The sequence below is a fragment of the Streptomyces chengmaiensis genome (assembly GCF_029846775.1).
GTDB lineage: Bacteria > Actinomycetota > Actinomycetes > Streptomycetales > Streptomycetaceae > Streptomyces > Streptomyces chengmaiensis.
The window spans coordinates 24,550-42,893 of the sequence record NZ_JARWBG010000016.1; the positions used below are offsets into that span (position 1 = coordinate 24,550).

Annotated in this window: 16 protein-coding genes and 1 pseudogene; 7 read left to right on the top strand and 10 right to left on the bottom strand. The window is 72.9% G+C overall.

Going from position 1 to position 18,344, the window contains the following annotated elements; translation table 11 throughout:
- Positions 1-112 precede the first annotated feature (112 nt).
- Positions 113-643: a MarR family winged helix-turn-helix transcriptional regulator gene (locus QCN29_RS15645; protein ID WP_279928662.1), complete on the top strand. Its 531-nt coding sequence runs from the start codon at positions 113-115 to the stop codon at positions 641-643.
- Between the two features lie 239 nt (positions 644-882).
- Here the strand turns inward: QCN29_RS15645 and QCN29_RS15650 are convergent, their stop codons facing one another.
- Positions 883-1,542 carry a DUF4142 domain-containing protein gene (locus QCN29_RS15650; RefSeq protein WP_279928664.1) on the bottom strand — a complete coding sequence of 220 codons (660 nt, stop codon included), beginning with the start codon at positions 1,540-1,542 and terminating at the stop codon, positions 883-885.
- A 273-nt stretch (positions 1,543-1,815) separates the two neighbouring features.
- Between QCN29_RS15650 and QCN29_RS15655 the strand changes: the two genes are divergently transcribed.
- The gene (locus QCN29_RS15655; RefSeq protein WP_279928665.1) at positions 1,816-2,700 is read left to right on the top strand and encodes an ABC transporter substrate-binding protein; all 885 of its coding nucleotides are present in this window, start codon (positions 1,816-1,818) and stop codon (positions 2,698-2,700) included.
- Positions 2,701-2,760: 60 nt separating this feature from the next.
- On the opposite strand, the gene QCN29_RS15660 is transcribed toward QCN29_RS15655, so the two are convergent.
- Positions 2,761-3,018, bottom strand: a complete 258-nt coding sequence (locus QCN29_RS15660) for a hypothetical protein (RefSeq protein WP_279928667.1) — start codon at positions 3,016-3,018, stop codon at positions 2,761-2,763.
- Between the two features lie 301 nt (positions 3,019-3,319).
- Between QCN29_RS15660 and QCN29_RS15665 the strand changes: the two genes are divergently transcribed.
- Positions 3,320-4,396 carry a hypothetical protein gene (locus QCN29_RS15665; protein ID WP_279928668.1) on the top strand — a complete coding sequence of 359 codons (1,077 nt, stop codon included), beginning with the start codon at positions 3,320-3,322 and terminating at the stop codon, positions 4,394-4,396.
- 30 nt (positions 4,397-4,426) lie between these two features.
- Here the strand turns inward: QCN29_RS15665 and QCN29_RS15670 are convergent, their stop codons facing one another.
- From QCN29_RS15670 to QCN29_RS15705, 8 genes and pseudogenes are all read right to left on the bottom strand, one after another.
- Positions 4,427-5,815 carry an MmgE/PrpD family protein gene (locus tag QCN29_RS15670; RefSeq protein ID WP_279928670.1) on the bottom strand — a complete coding sequence of 463 codons (1,389 nt, stop codon included), beginning with the start codon at positions 5,813-5,815 and terminating at the stop codon, positions 4,427-4,429.
- 153 nt (positions 5,816-5,968) lie between these two features.
- Positions 5,969-6,829 (bottom strand): peptidoglycan-binding protein, encoded by an 861-nt coding sequence (locus QCN29_RS15675; protein WP_279928671.1) that lies wholly within the window; start codon positions 6,827-6,829, stop codon positions 5,969-5,971.
- Positions 6,830-7,037: 208 nt separating this feature from the next.
- Complete coding sequence (gene nagB, locus QCN29_RS15680) at positions 7,038-7,820, bottom strand: glucosamine-6-phosphate deaminase (RefSeq protein ID WP_279928672.1); 783 nt, start codon at positions 7,818-7,820, stop codon at positions 7,038-7,040.
- A 429-nt stretch (positions 7,821-8,249) separates the two neighbouring features.
- A complete protein-coding gene (locus QCN29_RS15685) occupies positions 8,250-8,657 on the bottom strand; it encodes a PTS-dependent dihydroxyacetone kinase phosphotransferase subunit DhaM (RefSeq protein WP_279928673.1) in 408 nt (135 codons plus the stop codon).
- The gene (gene dhaL / locus QCN29_RS15690; protein ID WP_279928770.1) at positions 8,654-9,262 is read right to left on the bottom strand and encodes a dihydroxyacetone kinase subunit DhaL; all 609 of its coding nucleotides are present in this window, start codon (positions 9,260-9,262) and stop codon (positions 8,654-8,656) included. Before dhaL ends, QCN29_RS15685 begins: the two co-directional genes overlap by 4 nt.
- 77 nt (positions 9,263-9,339) lie before the next feature.
- Positions 9,340-10,332: a dihydroxyacetone kinase subunit DhaK gene (gene dhaK / locus QCN29_RS15695; RefSeq protein WP_279928675.1), complete on the bottom strand. Its 993-nt coding sequence runs from the start codon at positions 10,330-10,332 to the stop codon at positions 9,340-9,342.
- A 181-nt stretch (positions 10,333-10,513) separates the two neighbouring features.
- Positions 10,514-10,846 carry a plasmid stabilization protein gene (locus QCN29_RS15700; protein ID WP_279928676.1) on the bottom strand — a complete coding sequence of 111 codons (333 nt, stop codon included), beginning with the start codon at positions 10,844-10,846 and terminating at the stop codon, positions 10,514-10,516.
- A 241-nt stretch (positions 10,847-11,087) separates the two neighbouring features.
- A pseudogene (locus QCN29_RS15705) lies at positions 11,088-11,327 on the bottom strand (cation diffusion facilitator family transporter); the annotation flags it as partial.
- Between the two features lie 174 nt (positions 11,328-11,501).
- Between QCN29_RS15705 and QCN29_RS15710 the strand changes: the two are divergent.
- The 4 genes from QCN29_RS15710 (at position 11,502) to QCN29_RS15725 (ending at position 18,337) form a co-directional block, all read left to right on the top strand.
- The gene (locus QCN29_RS15710; protein WP_398859246.1) at positions 11,502-13,763 is read left to right on the top strand and encodes a SpoIIE family protein phosphatase; all 2,262 of its coding nucleotides are present in this window, start codon (positions 11,502-11,504) and stop codon (positions 13,761-13,763) included.
- Positions 13,764-13,856: 93 nt separating this feature from the next.
- Positions 13,857-15,056 carry an acyl-CoA dehydrogenase family protein gene (locus QCN29_RS15715; protein ID WP_279928677.1) on the top strand — a complete coding sequence of 400 codons (1,200 nt, stop codon included), beginning with the start codon at positions 13,857-13,859 and terminating at the stop codon, positions 15,054-15,056.
- A gap of 36 nt (positions 15,057-15,092) precedes the next feature.
- Entirely contained in the window at positions 15,093-16,034 is a 942-nt protein-coding gene (locus QCN29_RS15720) for an oxygenase MpaB family protein (RefSeq protein ID WP_279928678.1), read from the top strand.
- Entirely contained in the window at positions 16,016-18,337 is a 2,322-nt protein-coding gene (locus tag QCN29_RS15725; RefSeq protein ID WP_279928680.1) for a serine/threonine-protein kinase, read from the top strand. The genes QCN29_RS15720 and QCN29_RS15725 overlap by 19 nt, the downstream gene beginning before the upstream one ends.
- The last annotated feature ends 7 nt before the right edge of the window (positions 18,338-18,344 follow it).

The following is an 18,344-nucleotide window of genomic DNA, read 5'->3' on the forward strand; positions in this document are numbered from 1 at the left end:
GGAGCCACCGAGGCGACTGCCGGCCGGGTGCGTCCGCACAGCTCCTGTCCGCGCCGCCCGGCAGCTGGACAGGGGCGCGCGCTCCGTCACCCGTGCGCGGTAGAAAGAGGGAATGACCGAACACGCGCAGGGCGCCGCCGGTGCGGATGACGTGGACGCCGTGACCCGGGCGGTGCTGACCGCCTCCCGCCTGCTGGTCGCCGTCTCCGCCCGCTCGCTCGCCGCGGTGGAGGACCGGGTGACGCTGCCGCAGTTCCGCCTGCTGGTGGTGCTCTCCATGGAGGGCTCCGCCAAGCTGGTGGTGCTCGCCGAGCGGCTCGGCGTCAACCCGTCGACGGCGATGCGGATGATGGACCGGCTCATCGCGGCCGGTCTCGCCGACCGGCAGATCAACCAGGACAACCGCCGGGAGACCGTGCTGCGGCTGACGCCCGAGGGGCGGCGCATCGTCGAGGACGTGACCGCCCGCAGGCGTCGGGAGATCGCGGCCATCGTGGAGCGGCTCGCGCCGGAGCAGCGGTCCGCGATGGTCGCCGCGCTGAAGGCGTTCACCGAGGCCGGCGGGGAGCCCTCCGCGCCCGACGAGGCTGCCGGGCTGCACCCCCTCGGCTGGGCGGATGCGCCTCTGCGTCACTCGCCCTGAAACCTGGCGCCTGCGTCACCGGGGCTCTGCGTCCCTGGCCGCTGTATGCCGCGCCACGGCCCGGCCGGCAAGGGCGCAGCGGAGGGCCCGGACGGGCCGCCGGCCCCCGCTGCTGAGCTGCGTCACCGTGCCAGTGCCGCTCCCGGACAGGGGCCGACGTGCCCGCCGGGCCTTCCGCTGACCGCATCATTGCACAGTGCAAAAGCGAGCTGAAGGCATACGGCGGAGCTGTCCGCCGGTCACTTGGGCTTGACGGCCGCCTCGACTTCCTCAAAGGTCGCCTGGTCGACCAGACCCGTGTCCTCGAGCACCTCGAGGTGGTCCAGGACCGTCTGGTTGGCCTGCCGCGCGTGCCGGCGGATCAGGTCGTTCTGCGTCGCGGCACGGACCTCGCCGATCGTGGCGAAGATCTTGCCGTGCGAAGCGCGCAGCAGATTGGCGAACAGCCGGTCGAACTCCGCGCCGCGGGCGTTCTCCATCTGCTTCACAAAGCCCTGCTGCTCTGGCGTGGCCTCATTGGGGATCTCGACGCCGAGGATCTTCGCATCCTCGCGGACCAGCTGGTCGAGCTTGCTGTGCCCGTCGATCAGATGGAGCCCGGCGCGCTTGACGGCCTCGCTCTGGGCGTGGGTCTGTGCAAGTCGCCCGGCCGGAATCTCCCACAGGCCGGCCTGGCGCACCTTGACCAGGAAGGTCCGGTCCACGTCGGTGACGATCTGCGGGCCGGCCTCGGTCTTCCCCGAGGACCCCGCCGGGCCGGCGGCGCCTCCCAGGGAATGCCCGCCGTTGTGCGGGGCGCCCGCCGTGTCGGCGGTCGCCGAGCCGGCGGTGGCCTCGCCGCTGCTGCTCTGAATGGCGACCAGGACCACGGCGATCGCCGCGACCGCGGCAGAGATCATCGCAATCAGCTTTCTGGAGATGCCACCTCGTACGGAACGTCGGTTTGAATGCATGGTGCCTCCCGGTTCGGCAGTGAGCGGTTCCAACATGTCGTCGGGAGCTGGTCTGTTGTTGCGGCTGGCACGGCGCGCAGCCTCAGGTACGGATGGGACGCGCGTGGTGTTCAACGGTCGATCAGGCACGCCGGGGATGGCGCAGCGCACCGCTGGGCAGGTACGGATGTACGGCTCCTCGGGGGGAGCACCCGGACAAGGCGGCAAGGGGCGTGCGACGTGGCGCAACAGAGGGCATGGCGGTTTTCGGACGACCGGGGGCAGTTGGCGGCCGCAGCCGCCCGGCCCTCCAAGGTGATCGCGTACATCCAGGCCGGTGCGACCCTGTGGGACCACGGCATACGCGTCTGCGGAGTGTTCGGCTCATACCACGACGGACCAGAGCCCGACCCGGCGAAGGCGGGCGAACTGCCCCTCGACTCCGTCGAGTACCTGGGCGCGGGCGGCAGGGTGGACCTGGACTCCCTCCTCGGCTCCGCGCCGGACCTCGCCGTCGCGGTCAGCTATGGCTCCGGACAGGTCTACGGCCTCGACCCGGAGACCGCCAAGCACCTTGAGGAGCAGGTGCCGCTCATCGTGCTGGACGTCGCACGGGCCCGTGATCTCGCCGCGCTGCGGGCGCGGTTCGCCGAGCTGGCCCGGTCGCTGGGCGCACCCGGGGACCCGGCCGCCGAGCGCCGGGCGCACGCGGCGTCCCACCGGCTGCGCGCGGCGGCGGACGTGCCCTCGCCACCCCGCGTGGCGGCGCTGTCGGCGGCCGGGCCCGACCGGGTGCACATCGCCCGTCCGGCCGCCTGGCCCGATCTGCGCGCGCTGACCGCCGGCGGCGTGCAGTTGGTCGAGCCGCCCGGGGCCGCGGGAGCGAACTGGGCCACCGTGTCCTGGGCCGAGGCGGCCCGGCTCCGCCCCGCGATCGTCCTTGCCGACGTACGGTGCAATGCCACGCCCTCCGGCGAGCTGGACGCGACCGCCGCCGACGGCTGGCGCCGGCTGCGCGCGGACGCCGAAGTGCTGCCGTGGAACCCGGAGGCCCCGGTCAGCGCCCGCGCCCACGCCCGCTTCCTCACCCGCGTCGCCGACGCCGTCGAAGCCGCCGCCGACTGACTCGCCCAGGCGCAGGACGGCCCGGGCGGACCCGCGGAGATACGCCGCCGCGCGCCGGAGCTACTCCCTCCGGGAGGGTCCCGAGCGCGCGGCGACCAGTCTGAGGAACTCCGCCTCATTGCCGGCGAGCCCCGCGGCCCGCAGCGCCTCGTCGGCCTCGGCCAGCGGGGCGGACAGCAGCGGCACGGCAGACGGCGAACGCCGCGGGTCCGCCAGAACGGCACGGGCGGTGCGCAGCAGCCGCACATACGCCTGCACGGCCGCAAGCTCGGCGTCGAGAACGGGACGTGGGACGGGCGCGGGATCGGGGTCGGTCATCTCGCAGTGCTCCTCGAAACGGTGTCGGACCGTCAAGCATCGCGTGTGCCACTGACAATCCCGCCGCTCGACGACCCTGCTCGGGCCGGTGCGGCCTTGCGCCGACGCCGGACGCACCGTGACCTCAGCCGCTTTCTCGGATGGAAAGCTTTGAATTTCTTATGAATTACCGTGAGAGTGGGTGGCTTTCGAATCGCTGAATCATCCGGGCCGCGCGCCTGGATGGCGTCCCGCATCGCAGCTTCTAGTTTCTTGTCCGGAGCGGGCCGACGGCCGTGCTCGTCGTGTGATGGGAGGACGAATGATTCGACGCAGGTTCCTTGCCCGCCTTCTGCTGCCGGCCGTCGCCGGGCTGAGCACTCTCGCGCTCGCCGCATGCGGTGTCGAAGGCTCCTCCGGCGTCTCGTCGCCCCCCGGCAGGGGCGAGATCAGGGCGCCGCGCGAGTTCAGCGGCATCGCCTGGCTCGACACCGAGCCGAGGCCCTTCGCCGCGGGAAGCGGTGAGGAGCCCCAGGAGGTCTTCCTGGTCTGCCACGACACGAGGGACAACGACGCCGAGCGTGATCTGCCGCGCCTCTCGATCGTGCGGACCCCCGTCGATCCCGACGGGATCATCGTCCATGAGCTCGATGTGGACTTCCCCAGCGTTCCGAACGACCTCGAGAGCATCGCCCGGGTGCCCCACCGCAAAGAGGCGCTGCTGGTGGAGAGCAACGCCGACGGCGACGACCCCGACCCCACCATCTATCTGGCCAGGTGGGACGAGGAACTCAACGTCGAGATCGCGGGTTCGACGCCATGGCCCGAGACTCCCGAGCCGCTCGTGAACGTCGAGGCCACCGCCGTCGCAACGGTCCACGGAAGAAACTACTTCGTGTACGCCGAGCGAGCGCAGGGAAGCGACACCACCAACATCAACATGACCCGCCTGACGATCCGGGAGAGCGGCAGGATCACATTCGGCAAGAAATGGACGTCGGTGTCCTTCACGGCGGACCAGCCGCCGGGCGCGCGCCCCGCCTCGGGCCTCGACATCGATGCGAAGGGCAATCTCTACATCTCGTCCGCATACGATCCCGGCGACCTCGGCCCCTTCGACAGCGCCGTGTACCGCGCGGCCACGATTCGCCCGGGCGGGCCCCTCGGCGCGAGGCTGCATCCGGTCAGGCCGGCTCAGAAACTCGCCCGCAGCTCAGGGCTCAAGGTCGAAGGCGTCGGGTTGGTGGACGGCGCCCTTCCGATCTTCATCGGCGACGATGACGAGGACTACGGCGGCCTGCTTCGCCAGCTGCGAGTGTCGGAGCCGAGCAGCCGGCCGTGGGCTTCGGCCGTGACGGGAGGCGACGCCGACCAGGCGCGTGGGCCGGGACTTCAATGACACCGGGCGGCATCGGCAGCCCCGACCGCCCTATGTGGTCGGGCCGCTGGGGCTGCCGACCGACGTCAGGTCCTGGGTGAGCGGAGCGAGCAGCTCCGCAAGGTCGTCAAGTCTTTCCAGGTCCCACAGGCCTGGGAGGACTCCCCTGCAGTCCGCCGACGTCGCCAGGTGGTCGAGGTTCCGGCGCAGCTTCTCTGAGACTTCGTCATCGGACAGCGGGTCATGCGGATCGCCTCGTGAGAACTCGCGCTCGTGCCGTATGACTTCCCCAGTGTGCAGTGTCACGGAGATCCGGCATGGCGTCGCCGGGGGGAACCTCTGCGTCATGGCCGGATCTTCGGTCACGTCGATCTTTTCCAGCAGCCGCCGAAGCTGAGGATCGTGTGCGCGCTCAGAATCGAAGTCGCTGTATTCGACGGCTTTGAGGAGCGCCGTGGCCACGCAGTAGGGGAGCGAGTGGGTGCGACCTGCGCGGCTGATCGGGTTGAAGGCCGACGAGGTGAGGCCGTTCCGTATCGCGCGACCGTAGGTTTCCACGGTCACGGCGCGGATGTCCTCTGGTGCGTCGATCCTGGAGGACAATTCCAGCGCGACGTCGATCGGAGTCTGGCAGAAGAAGAGCGCAGGCCATCTCTTGAAGATGATCTGTGTGAGGTCGGGTTCGCTGTCGAGTGACATCTCGCGGTGTCTGAAGAAGTGGTCGGCGCCGAACTCCCCCTGGTAGATGGAGCGTGGCCCGGTGAATCCGGCGCGCGCCAGCCTGGCGGCCTGCAGGCCCCGCATGGCGCAGGACGCGTATGTGCAGTGCTTCCAGTCCGTCACGTCGCCGACCGCGGCCTGATTGCTGCTGAACCCGAAACCTCCGGCGATTCGTTGCGCTTCCGCTAGCTGGTCTTCGGAAAGGTTGAACGCCTGTCCGACGGTGAGTGCTGTCCAGAAAACGGCGGCGGCGTCGTGGTCAAAGCCGCTGGCCTCGGGGTCGTAGTGGTCGGTGAACGTCGCCGCCAGGCGGAAGAAGATATTCACCGACTCCAGGAACTGGCGGCCGGACCAGTTCAGCCAGTCGGCCAGAGTGAAGGCGAGCGCCACGTTGTCGGAGGGGTGGACCCCGCCCATGCCGTACGGAGAAGAGTAGGTGTTCAGCAGATCGCTGCGGCGGGCGAGGATGGAGTTGAGGAAGACGGCGTCGATGATGTTCGACTCCTGTCCGATCCCCCAGACGGCGCTGCCCGACCCCGCCCCGGGGCCCATGGCCATCCGGCGAAACTCGCCCAGAAGCTCCCGGTCGGTCAATGAGGCGCAGATTCCCGCATAGGAATCGATGACGCTGCGTTTGATCGTGTGGAGTTCTTCTTCGTTGAGGCGACTGTTGGCGAGTTTCCGTGTGTATCGTGCCAGCTCTTTCTCGGCCTCCGCCATGGTTGCATTTTAGTGCCCGGCCGGAGATGCCGCATTTGGCCGGCTGTGGCGTGGTCCCGCTGACCCCGGGGTCGAACCGTCGCGGACGTCGAGGGGATCTGTCTCTGCGCCCTTGAGGAGTTCGCCGCGGGCGGGGAAGACCCCACCCGCTCGTCACCTGGGCACTCTCAGCCTGTCCCAGCTGGTCCTGCCGGGGATGCCGTCGGCGTCGGCCCCCGAGTAGCCCAGCTTGCGCTGCCAGGCCGCGTACGACTTGCGGTCCGCCTCCGTCCACCGGGGGCCGGGCCCGATCTCGTACCGGCCGCATCCTTCCGCGACCAGCCGTCTGCCCATCGCCGTGACCACGGGGCTGTTCCGCCCGACCTGGAAGAACGACGCTCCGGGATACGGTTCGTAGCGCGGCGGGGGCGGCCCGTCCGGGGCGCGGCCGAGGCGGCGTCCGATCCGCTCGCGCATCGCGTCCATGGTGAACCCGCGGGGGTCGACCTTGCCCGGCTGCCACTCGAGGTGACCGATCACCGAGCGCTGGTTCCAGCCGTGCGCCCGGCAGATGCCTGCCGCGGCCCTCTCGACGGCCGTCAGCTGCGCGGCGGGCCAGGGGTCCTCGCCGTTGCCGAGGTTGATGCACTCGAAGCCGTAGAAGTGGCGGTTGCCGTCGGTGTTGGCCTCGTTGTCCCGAGGCAGCTCCCGCTCGGCGATCACCGCGCGCAGCACGTCGTCGTCGCCGAGCCCGGCGTGGTTGGCGCGGCCGTTGCCGATCAGATACACCGTGCCGTCCTTGGCGATCACGCCGTGGCCCAGCGGCCCCGGCAGTCCGGCGTAGCCGTCGTAGCAGAGGTCCACCGAACTGTGGGTGCCCGAACTGACGGTGTGATGGATCATCACACCGTGGGTGGGGCCCCACGGCCCCTTGTGGTTGCGGTTGTGCGTACGCCAGCTGCGGTGCTCGACGACGATCAGGCCTTCGTCGCGGAGGGCGCTGAGGAAACGGGAGGCGGACAGAGGGGTGGCCATGGGGGGTGCTCCTTCCCGAGTAAATGACGTGTTCATGTCATTCACGGGGGGCGGCGTTCTGCGCCGTTCGCGGGGAGTGTCCGCCTCCCGCAGGAGGCGGTCAAGGGAAGGATTCGGTCACTCGTTAGGTGCGGGTTGGGGGATGGGCGACGCCGCCCGGCCGTGGCCGGGCGGCGTCGCCGGGGCCGTGGGCCGTGACCGCGAGCCCCTACAGTCCCTGCCAGGCGGGCTTGGCGGCATAGGTGGCCCGGAAGTAGTCGGCCAGCTTGAGGCGGGATGCGGCCGCCTCGTCGACCACGACCGTGGCGTGCGGATGGAGCTGCAGCGCGGACGCGGGCACCAGTGCGCAGAGCGGGCCCTCAACCGCCTGGGCCACGGCGTCCGCCTTCGCCTCACCGGTCGCCAGCAGGACCAGATGGCGGGCGTCGAGGATGGTGCCGATGCCCTGGGTGATCACGTGGTGCGGCACCTCGTCGAGGTCGTCGAAGAAGCGGGCGTTGTCCCGTCGCGTCTGCTCGGTGAGGGTCTTGATCCGGGTGCGGGAAGCCAGCGACGAGCAGGGTTCGTTGAAGCCGATGTGCCCGTCCGTGCCGATGCCCAGGAGCTGGAGGTCGACCCCGCCGGCCTCGGCGAGCGCGCGGTCGTAGGCGAGGCAGGCGGCCGCCACGTCCTCCGCGGCGCCGTCGGGGCCCATGAACGCCTCCTCGTCGAGCCCCAGAGGCTCGACGACCTCGCGCAGCACCACGGAGCGGTAGGACTCGGGGTGCCCGCACGGCAGGCCCACGTACTCGTCGAGCTGGCATATCCGAGCCCGCGAGGCGTCGGCGTCGCGGGTCCGCACCTTGGCGGCGAGAGCCTCGTAGACCGGTAGCGGAGTCGACCCCGTGGCCACGCCCAGCAGCGCGTCGGGCTTGCGCCGCAGCAGATCGGCCATGGCGTCGGCGATGAGCTCGCCGCCGGCTGCGGGGTCCGGAACGATGATGACTTCCACGAAGATCCCTGTCCTTGAAGGCCGAATGGTGTAGACCAATCTACCTGGTGGGCGGCGCCGCTGTCGCGGGTGGGTCCAGCATTCGGGAAGCGCCCCGGACGGCCGGAGAATCCACCCGTCCGGCGATCGAGGACCGGGAGGTCCGGGAGCGGAGCCCCGGGCTGCGGGAGGCGGCGGGCCGCCGCCGGGGGTTCTAAGGGCGCGCCTGGCCGTTGCGGCCGCAGTAGGCGCGGACCGGTGAGACTCCGGCCACTCGCCGGCCTTCCGCCGCGGCGCGCGCCCCTGTCCCACGGCCCTCCGGCCCGCCGTGGCCGGTGCGCGGGCACTGCCCGGCCGATCGTCCGCGCGCCGCCGGCGTCGGGCCCGGGGCCCGTGGGTGTCTTTGCCGCCTCCGCCCCGGAGGCGAAGCGGGGAGACCGCCGCCCCCGGTCACACCTTGCGGTAGGCGTACGCCTCCGAGGCAGCCGCCTCGACCGCGTCGAGGTCGCCGCCGGACGACGCCGTGACCACCGCGGCGATCGCTCCCTCCACGAACGGCGCGTCCACCAGCCGGGCGCCCTCCGGAAGCTCCCCGCCCTCTTCGAGCAGCGCCTTGACCGTCAGCACGGCGCTGCCCAGGTCGGCCAGCACCGCGACGCCCGCGCCCCGGTCGACGGCCCGCGCGGCCTCGGCGATCAGCTCCGCGCTGGTGCCCAGACCGCCGTCCGGGCCGCCTCCGGCCGCGGCGACTTCCGCGGCCGCCCCGCCGCCCGCGAGCCCCCTGGCCAGATCCGCCACCGACAGCGCCACCGCCGCGCTGTGCGAGACGAGCACGACGCCCACCGGCCCCCGGCTCACGACGCCTCCCCGGCGGCGGTCTCCGCCAGCGTGGCCACCAGCAGCGCGGACGACGTCGCCCCCGGGTCCTGATGGCCGATGCTGCGTTCGCCGAGATAGCTCGCCCTGCCCTTGCAGGCGAGCAACGGAACGGTGTCCAGGGCGCCCTGCAGTGCCGCCGCACGGGCCGCCGCGAAGGACTCGCGAAGCGCTTCCGCGGCCGGCAGCAGCGCGTCCAGCATCGTCTTGTCCCCGGCCTTGGCCCCGCCGAGCTGCGCCACCGCGGCCACGCCCGCGTCGAGCGCCTCCGCCAACTGCGCGGGCGTCACCTCCGCCGCATCGCCCAGGGCCTTGCCGGTGCGGCGCAGCAGCGTCCCGTACAGGGGGCCCGACGCACCGCCCACGGTGGAGATCAGTCGCCGTCCGGCCAGTGTCAGCACCGCCCCCGGCGTGTCCGGCGCGTCCTGCTCCAGCACGGCCGCCACCGCGGTGAACCCCCGCTGGAGATTGCTGCCGTGGTCGGCGTCGCCGATCGCCGCGTCCAGTTCGGTCAGCCGCCCCGCCTCACGGTCCACGGCCGCCGCGGCGGCGGTCATCCAGCGGTGGAAGAAGCGCGCGTCGAGCACAGGTGCTGCCTCGGTCACTCGGTCACTCCCGCTCCTCGTCATCGCCGTGGGACGGCGTCGCCCCGGCGAGGGATGCCTCAGCGACCCCACCGCAGCGCCGGCGTCTGCACCGGCGCATCCCACAGCCGCAGCAGCTCCTCGTCGATCTGACAGATCGTCACCGAGCAGCCGGCCATGTCGAGCGAGGTCACGTAGTTCCCCACGAGCGTACGGGCCACCGCCACCCGTCGCTCCGCCAGTACCCGCTGCACCTCCGCGTTGAAGCCGTACAGCTCCAGCAGCGGCGTCGCTCCCATGCCGTTGACCAGCACGATCACGGGGCCTGACGTGGGAAGGTCGTCCAGCAGCGCATGGACGGTGAAGTCCGCGATCTCGCGAGAGGTCATCATGGCGCGCCGTTCCCGCCCCGGCTCTCCGTGGATGCCGATCCCCAACTCCAGCTCGCCCGGAGGCAGATCGAATGTCGGGCTGCCCTTCGCGGGCGTCGTGCAGGCGCTCAGGGCCACGCCGAAACTCCGCGCGTTGTCGTTGACCCGGCGTGCGATCGACTCCACCCGCTCCAGCGGGGCGCCCTCCTCGGCCGCCGCGCCCGCGATCTTCTCCACGAACAGGGTCGCGCCCGTGCCGCGGCGGCCCGCGGTGTAGAGGCTGTCCGTCACCGCGATGTCGTCGTCGACCAGGACCTTGGCCAGCCGCACGCCCTCGTCCTCGGCGAGTTCCGCGGCCATGTCAAAATTCAGCACGTCGCCCGTGTAGTTCTTGACGACGAAGAGGACGCCCTCCCCGCTGTCGACGGCTGCGGCGGCCCGCACCATCTGGTCGGGCACCGGCGAGGTGAACACCTCGCCAGGACATGCGGCGGCCAGCATCCCCGGCCCCACGAAGCCCCCGTGCAGCGGCTCGTGCCCGGACCCGCCGCCGGAGACCAGCGCGACCTGCCCGGCGACCGGGGCGTCCCGCCGTACGATCACCCGGTTCTCGACGTCCACGGTCAGTTCGGGGTGCGCCGCGGCGATGCCGCGCAGGGCGTCCGGGACGACGGTCTCGGGCACGTTGATGAGCATGCGCATGTGATGCCTCCTTGGGGGCGGGCAGGCGTCCGGCCGGGCAGTGCGTCCGGGCCAGTATCGAGCCCAGCCCCCTCACAGGTCATTCACCGCGGCCCGCTTCAGGCCGTCGGGGCGGCCGCCGGAGGCATGACGTCGCGCGTTCCGCCCGGGCGATGCGTCATCACCGGGCGGCGCGGTGCGGTCAGCTCTTCTTGCCGCCCAGCGCCTGCGCCAGCTCCGCCTTGCTCATCTTGGAGCGGCCCTCCACATCGCGCCGCTTGGCCTCCTCGTACAGCTGGTCGTACGTCGGCCCCTGCGCGCCCCGGTGGGAGCGCTGCCCGCCGCGGCGGCCGGAGGAGATGTCCTCGGTCGAGACCCGGCTCGCCTGCTCGGACTCGCCCCTCCGCGCCCGCTCCTTGTTGACGGTGCGGGAGGCGATCTCCTTGGCCCTGGCCTCGCTCTCGCCGCGCTCCAGGGCGCTCTCCTTGATGTGCTCGTACTGCCGCTCCCGCTTCGGGCTGGATCCGCGAGGCATGGTCAGCCCTCCTTCCCCGCGAGGCCCCCGACGGCGCCGGGGACACAACGATGCGGACTGCGGGTACCCCTCGCACTCCGGCCGATTCGCTCCGGCCGAATCGATCCGGCCCAGGCGCCCCGCAGAACCACCCGGCCGAATCGGCCCCCGAGCCACGTCACGCGCTCATTACACGCTGTCCGGCCCCGGCGCCTCGGTGATATCCAGGAAGACATGGTCGACCTCCGGCCACACGTTGTTAGCGTTCCTTGCCGTAGCCGAACGGGTGGTGCGTGTCCGCCGGACGGCGGCTGCGGCGCAGCGCGACCAGCAGGAAGACCTCGTTCAGGGTGTCGGCGACGGAGTGCGCGGCCTCGGACAGCAGCGCGGGGGAGCCGGCCGCGAGCCCGCCGACCGCCTTCGCGGCCGCGATCACCAGGTTCGCGACAAGCGCCACCAGGACCGTGACCCGGGTCCTGCCGTCGGACTGTCTGCGGCTCACCCCGGCAAGCGTAAGGGGTGTGGCCGCACCCCGGGGTGTGCGCCGTCGTGCGGGCGTGAGGCCCGGGGGGCCGGGCCCCGGAGCCCTGTCCGCCGCCCCGCCCCCGCCCCGCCGTGCGCCGCAGGGCAATCGCGTGCAGCCTTGGTCATGGGGGGTGCGGAAGAGGCGGAAGAGGTGGTGCGCGTGTCCGACCCGACCGCCTCCCCTTCAGGGCCGCCCGACGCCGGAAGCGAGGGGGCGCATCCCCTGCTGTCCCTGGCCCTCGCCGGGATGATGGACGACGTCGGGGCGCACGCGGGCGCGGTGTACCTGCTGTCACCGGAAGACGCCGTCCTTGAGATGGCCGTCATGGCCGGGCTGCCCCGCGCCTTCGCCGCGCCCTGGGAACGCGTCGCCCTCACCTCGCCCGTCCCCGTCGCGGACGCCGTCCGCGAGCGCCGGCTCGTCTGGGTCGGCGGCGAGGAGGACATGGCCCGCCGGTACCCCCGTATCGCCGTGGTCCTGCCGTACCCCTTCGCCGTCGCGGCGCTGCCCGTCGCCAGGGCGGACACCGTGTACGGGGCTGTGTTCGTCACCTGGCCCGGTTCCCACTCGCCCGAGCCGTCCGACGCGGAGCACGCGGCCCTGCTCGCCGCCTGCGACCGGCTCGCACTGAGGCTGGAGCGGGCCGCGAAGGCCGGCCGTCCGGTGCACCCGGAGGCCGACTTCCTCGGGCCTTCAGCTATGGCGGGAACGACCGGCGCGGCGGAGGCGGCGCAGATGGCCGCCCGGATTCCGGACGGCCTGTGCGCGCTGGACGTGGACGGCCGCGTCACCTACGCCAACCCCGCCGCGGCCGAGCTGCTGGGGAGGCCCGCACGCGAACTGCTCGGCGGCAAGCCGTGGAACACCCTCCCCTGGCTGAACGACCCGGTCTACGAGGACCGCTACCGCGGCGCGATGATCAGCCAGCACCCCGTCTCGTTCACGGCGCTGCGCCCCCCGCAGGACTGGCTGACCTTCCGGCTGTATCCCAGCAGAAGCGGCCTGAGCGTGCTGATCAGCCCGGCCAGGGGAACGGGCCGGGACAAGCCCGCGGCGGAGGCGGGCCGGCACCGGGCGGGGCTGGTGGCCATCACCCATCTGCTGACCCTGGCCAGCGCGCTCACCGAGGCCGTCTCGGTCACGGACGTCATCGACCTCGTCGCCGACGAGGTGATGCCCGCCGTGGGCAGCCGCACCCTGGTCGTCCTGGTTCCGGAGGCCGGACGGCTGCGGGTCCTCGGCCACCGCGGATACCCGGACCCGTCGCTGGCCGAACACTACGACGGCATACCGCTGTCCGCCCCCCGGCCCAGCGCCCAGGCGCTGGCCACGGGCGTGCCGTCGTTCTTCGAGACACGCGAGAAGCTGGAGGCGATCTACCCCGCGCGCGTCGCCACCCCGGACGGGATGGCCGCCTGGGCGTTCCTGCCGCTGATCGCCTCCGGCCGCCCCGTCGGCACCTGCATCCTCGGCTACACCGAACCGCACCGCTTCGCCGACGAGGAGCGCGCCGTGCTCACCAGCCTCGGCGGACTCGTCGCCCAGGCGCTGGAGCGCGCCCGGCTGTACGACGCCAAGAACCGCCTCGCCCACGGGCTGCAGTCCGCGCTGCTGCCGCACTCCCTGCCGAGGCTGCCCGGCCTGGAGGTGGCCGCCCGCTATCTGCCGGGCACCCAGGGCATGGACATCGGAGGCGACTTCTACGACCTGATCCGCACCGCCCCGGACGGCGAACAGACCCCGGTCGCCGCCGCCCCGTCGCCCGGAGACGGCAGGGGGCGCGCGGCGCCCACGCGCCCTCAGGCCGGGCCCGCGCCGGCCGGCCCGGCCCGCCGCGCCACAGGCGTGCAGGCCGCCGCCGTCATCGGCGACGTCCAGGGCCACAACGTCACCGCCGCCGGACTGATGGGCCAGGTCCGCACCGCCGTACGCGCCTACACGGCCGTCGGCCAGCAACCCGGCACGGTCATGGCGTCCACCAACCTCCTGCTCATCGGCCTCGACGTCGATCTGCTCGCCAGCTGCGCCTACCTCCACCTGGACCTGCCGCGGCACCGCGCCCTGCTCGCCCGCGCCGGTCACCCGCAGCCCCTGCTGCGCGCCCCCGATGGCACGGTCCACGTCCTCGACCTCCCCGGCGGGCCGCTGCTCGGCGTCGACCCGACCGCCGTCTACCCGACCTCCGCCGTCCCGATGAGCCCGGGCTCGGTGCTCGTCCTGTACACGGACGGTCTGATCGAAGCCCCCGGCGTCGACCTGGACGCGGCGCTGGCGCAGGTGGCGGACCGGCTGGAGCGCAACGGGGACCGGCCGCTGGAAGAGCTGGCCGACCATCTGATCGAGGGGAAGGCGGCCGGGCCCCGCGACCGCGGCGACGACACCGCGCTGCTGCTGCTCCGCCCGAACCGCTGAAACCCTTCCGGATTTATGGAACGCGTTCTAGTCTGCGCTCGCCAGGGAGGACAGGACGCACCGCGAGCATCCGCGAGCACCCGGGAGGGTCCCGTGCACCTCGAATACACGCCCGAGCAGCAGCGGTTGCGCACCGAACTGCGCGCCTACTTCGCCCGGCTGGCGCCGGACCACGCCACCGCGCGGTACGCCGATGCGGCCGAGCAGAAGGCGTTCTACCGCCGCACCATCCGCCGCCTCGGCGCGGACGGCTGGCTGGGCGTCGGCTGGCCCGAGGAGTACGGCGGCCGCGGGCTGACCCCCATGGAGCAGTTCATCTTCTTCGACGAGGCCGCCCAGGCCGGGGTGCCGCTGCCGCTGATGGCCCTGAACACCGTCGGACCCACCCTCATGCGGTACGGCAGCGACGAGCAGAAGGCCTACTTCCTCCCCCGGATCCTCTCCGGCGAGATCGACTTCGCCATCGGCTACAGCGAACCCGACGCGGGCACCGACCTCGCCGCCCTCAAGACCCGCGCCGTACGCGAGGGGGACGAGGAGACCGGCAGCTATCTCGTCAACGGGCAGAAGATCTGGACCACCAACGGGGACACCGCCGACTGGGTGTGGCTCGCCGTGCGCACCGCCGCCCCGGACGACGGCGTCCCGCCGCACAAGGGCATCACCATGCTGCTGGTGCCGACCGACGACCCCGGCTACTCCTGCACCCTGATCACCACGCTCGCCGGGCACGACACCACCGCGAGCTACTACGAGAACGTCCGCGTCCCCGCCTCCCGCCGCGTCGGCCGGGAGAACCACGGCTGGCGGCTGATCACCAACCAGCTCAACCATGAGCGCGTCACCCTCGCCGCCCACGGCACGACGGCCATCCGCGCCCTCGCCGACGTCCAGCGCTGGGCCGCCGGCACCGAACTCGCCGACGGGCGGCGCGTCATCGACGTCGGCTGGGTCCGAGGCCGCCTCGCCCGCACCCACGCCAGGCTCGACGCCATGAAACTGCTCAACTGGCAGATGGTGAACGCCGTCCAGGAATCCACCCTCACTCCGCAGGACGCCTCCGCCGTCAAGGTGTACGGCTCCGAGGCGCGCCGCGACGCCTACGCCTGGCTGATGGAGGTCGTCGGCGCCGCGGGCCCGCTCAAGGACGGCTCGGCGGGCGCCGTCCTCCACGGCGAGCTGGAACGCGGCTACCGCTCCGCCGTCATCTTCACCTTCGGCGGCGGCAACAACGAGATCCAGCGCGAGATCATCTCCTGGATCGGCCTCGGCATGCCCCGCGTACGGCGCTGAAGGCGTCGACCCATGGCGAGGGCGTACCGTCGGAGCATGGCCGCGGACGCCCGCCCGGACGCCGGCCCCGGGCTCTTCGGGCCGGCCTCCGTCACCTGGCAGATGCACGGCGACCCGATGATGTGGATCGCCGGCGTCCGCGCGCTCTACCTTCAGGCGCTGCACCCCCGCGCGGTCCGCGGAGTCCTGCAGAACTCCGACTTCCGCCGGGACGCCTGGGGCCGCCTGCTGCGCACCGCCGACTTCGTGGGGACCGTCACCTACGGCGCCGCGGCGGCGGCCGAACGCGCCGGCGCCCGCGTCCGCCGCGTCCACGCGGCCCTGACCGCCCTCGACCCGGCGACCGGAGAGCGCTACCGGCTCGACGAGCCGGACCTGCTGCTGTGGGTGCACTGCGCCGAAGTCGACTCCTACCTGACGGTGCTGCGCGGCTCCGGGTTCCCGCTCACCGACGACCAGGCCGACCGCTACATCGCCGAACAGCGCACCGCCGCCCGCCTCGTGGGCCTCGACCCGGCCGCCGTGCCCGCCACCGCCGTCCAGCTCGCCGAGTACTTCCGCGCCGTGCTGCCGCGGCTGGCCGCCGGGCCCGAGGCGCGGGAGGTCGACGCCTTCCTGCGCCGCCCGCCGGTCCCGCCGCCGCTGCGTCCGGCGCGCGCCCTGCTCTGGCGGCGCGTGGCCTCGCTCGCGTACGACGCACTGCCCCCGTACGCCCACCGGCTCTACGGCAGACCCGCCGCCTCCCCTGCGCACACCCGGCGTCGCCTCGTCGCCGCGGGCACCCTGCTGCGCTGCATCCCCGCCCGGCTGCGCTGGCGGCTGCCGCCCGGCCACATCCTCAGGGCCATGGACCGGCTCGGGTCCGGCAGCAGGCCCTCCCCGTACAAACTCCGCGGTCAGACGGTCATACTGGACGCGCCGGGGAGGGTGCAGCCAAACAACGGGGGCGACGGCGGACGATGGCGGAGACGAGGCTGATCCACGGCCGCTACCGGCTGCTCGAACTCATCGGACGCGGCGGCATGGGCCAGGTCTGGCAGGCCCGCGACGAGGCCCTGGGACGGCGCGTCGCCGTCAAGCGCCTCAAGCCCCTGGGACCCCAGCACGACCCCACCTTCACCCGTGTGCTGCGCGAGCGCTTCCGTCGCGAGGCGCGCGTCGCCGCCTCGCTCCAGCACCGCGGGGTGACCGTCGTCCATGACTTCGGAGACGACGAAGGCGTGCTGTATCTCGTCATGGAACTGCTCAATGGCCGCAACCTCAGCCAGCTGATGGACGACAACGAGCAGCGTCCCCTGCCGGTCGACGACGTCGTCGACATTGCCGACCAGATCGCCGACGCCCTCGCCTACACCCACGAACAGGGCATCGTCCACCGTGACCTCAAGCCCGCCAACATCATGCGGCTCACCGACGGCACGGTGAAGATATGCGACTTTGGCATCGCCCGGCTCGGCGAGTCCATGGGCATCACCTCCCGCCTCACCGGCACCGGAATCGCCATGGGCACCCCGCACTACATGTCGCCCGAGCAGATCGGCGGCGGCGAGGTCGACTTCCGCAGCGATCTGTACTCGCTGGGCTGCGTTCTGTACGAGCTGGCCACCGGCGCGCCCCCCTTCGACCTCGAGGACTCCTGGTCGGTGCTCGTCGGACACCGGGACACCGAGCCGCAGCCGCTGCGTGTCCACCGCCCCGCGGTGCCGGTCTTCCTGGACCACGCCATACTTCGGCTGCTCGCCAAGGCGCCCGAGGCCCGTCCTGCCGACGCCGCGGAGCTGCGCGGGCTGCTGGGCCGGACCTCCCCGCCCGCCGGCACGCCCGTCGCCGGGCCGCCGCGCGAGGCCCCGGAGCTGCCGGCCTGGACCCGCGGCATGACCACCGGCGCCAAGGCGACCGCAGGCGCTCTCCCAGGGCCCGGACTGCCGGACCACACGGCGGGGCTGACGGGCGCGTGGACCTTTCCGAAGGGGGTTCCCCGGGGCGTTCCAGACAGGCCGCGGCCGGACCCCGAAGCCGACGGAGCCCCCGGCAACGCCACCGGCCCCGGCCCCGGAACCGATCGCCCCGGCCCCGGCAGCCGGACCGAACGCCCCGGCCCCGGAACCGGCCGTCCCGGTGACCGGCCCACGCCGCCGCCCGAGGTGCTCGCCGTCCTCGCCAGCCGCCACAGCGCGGGGCTCAGCCTCGGCCGGCTGGGCCGCTGGGACGAGGCCGGGCAGGTGCACCGGGCGGTCGCCGCCGAGCGGGAAAGGGCACTGGGCCCGGACCACCCGGACACCCTGGCCAGCCGCTACGAGATCGGCTTCTGCCTCAGCAGGACAGGCCGTGCCGCCGAGGCGCTGCGCGCCTTCGGCGCGGTCGCCGAGGGCCGCACCCGCGCCCTGGGCGCGGACCATCCGGACACCCTCGCAGCCCGCCAGGAGATGGCATTCGCACAGGGCCGGCTCGGACGGCACGCCGAGGCGCTCGAGCTGTACACCGCGGTGCTCCAGGCCCGGGAGCGCACCATGGGCGCCGAGCACCCCGACACCCTGCGCTGCCGGCACAACCTGGCCTTCACCCTGGGCAGGCTGGGGCGGCTCGGCGACTCCCACCGCATGGCGGACCAGGTCGCCGACGCCCGCGCCCGCGTGCTCGGCCCCGACCACCCCGACACCCTCGCCACCCGCTACGAGGCCGCCCATGCGCTTGCCGGGCTCGGCCGCTGGGCCGACGCCCTGCGCGCATACCGGGACGTGGCCGCCGCGCGCGGCCGCACCCTGGGCGCGGACCACCCCGACACGCTCGCCGCCCGCCATGCCGTCGGCATCGGGCTGGGCCGCGTCGGCCGCCACGGGGAGGCCCTGGACGCATACCGCCGTCTCATCGCCGACCACACCCGGCTCGCCGGGCCCTCCGGCGCGGAAACGCTGCGCGCCCGGCACGGCCTGGGCGTCTGCCTCGGCCGGCTGGGCCGCTGGGAGGAGGCGCTGACCGAGGCCCGCGACGTCAGCGCCCTGCGCACCCGCGTGCTGGGCCCCGAGCACCCCGACACCCTGGTCAGCCGCCGAGAGATCGCCGTCGGCCTCGGCTGGCTGGGCCGCTGGACGGACGCCCTGGCGGTGTACGCGCAGGTCGCGGACGCCCGTGACCGGGTGCTCGGCCCCGAGCACCCCGACGCGCTCGCCAGCCGCAACGACGAGGCGCACTGCCTGGAACGCCTCGGCCGGCATGCCGAGGCGGTGGAGCGGTACCGGCGGGTCGCGTCGCTGCAACAGGGGAGCGGGGACGAGACATGACATCGCC

Coding starts and splice junctions, on each gene's coding strand:
- QCN29_RS15660 (WP_279928667.1), bottom strand. CDS start 3,018: ATGACCGACCCCGATCCCGCGCCCGTCCCACGTCCCGTTCTCGACGCC.
- QCN29_RS15720 (WP_279928678.1), top strand. CDS start 15,093: ATGGCCGCGGACGCCCGCCCGGACGCCGGCCCCGGGCTCTTCGGGCCG.
- QCN29_RS15665 (WP_279928668.1), top strand. CDS start 3,320: ATGATTCGACGCAGGTTCCTTGCCCGCCTTCTGCTGCCGGCCGTCGCC.
- QCN29_RS15645 (WP_279928662.1), top strand. CDS start 113: ATGACCGAACACGCGCAGGGCGCCGCCGGTGCGGATGACGTGGACGCC.
- QCN29_RS15670 (WP_279928670.1), bottom strand. CDS start 5,815: ATGGCGGAGGCCGAGAAAGAGCTGGCACGATACACACGGAAACTCGCC.
- dhaK (WP_279928675.1), bottom strand. CDS start 10,332: ATGCGCATGCTCATCAACGTGCCCGAGACCGTCGTCCCGGACGCCCTG.
- QCN29_RS15650 (WP_279928664.1), bottom strand. CDS start 1,542: ATGATCTCTGCCGCGGTCGCGGCGATCGCCGTGGTCCTGGTCGCCATT.
- QCN29_RS15675 (WP_279928671.1), bottom strand. CDS start 6,829: ATGGCCACCCCTCTGTCCGCCTCCCGTTTCCTCAGCGCCCTCCGCGAC.
- QCN29_RS15700 (WP_279928676.1), bottom strand. CDS start 10,846: ATGCCTCGCGGATCCAGCCCGAAGCGGGAGCGGCAGTACGAGCACATC.
- QCN29_RS15725 (WP_279928680.1), top strand. CDS start 16,016: ATGGCGGAGACGAGGCTGATCCACGGCCGCTACCGGCTGCTCGAACTC.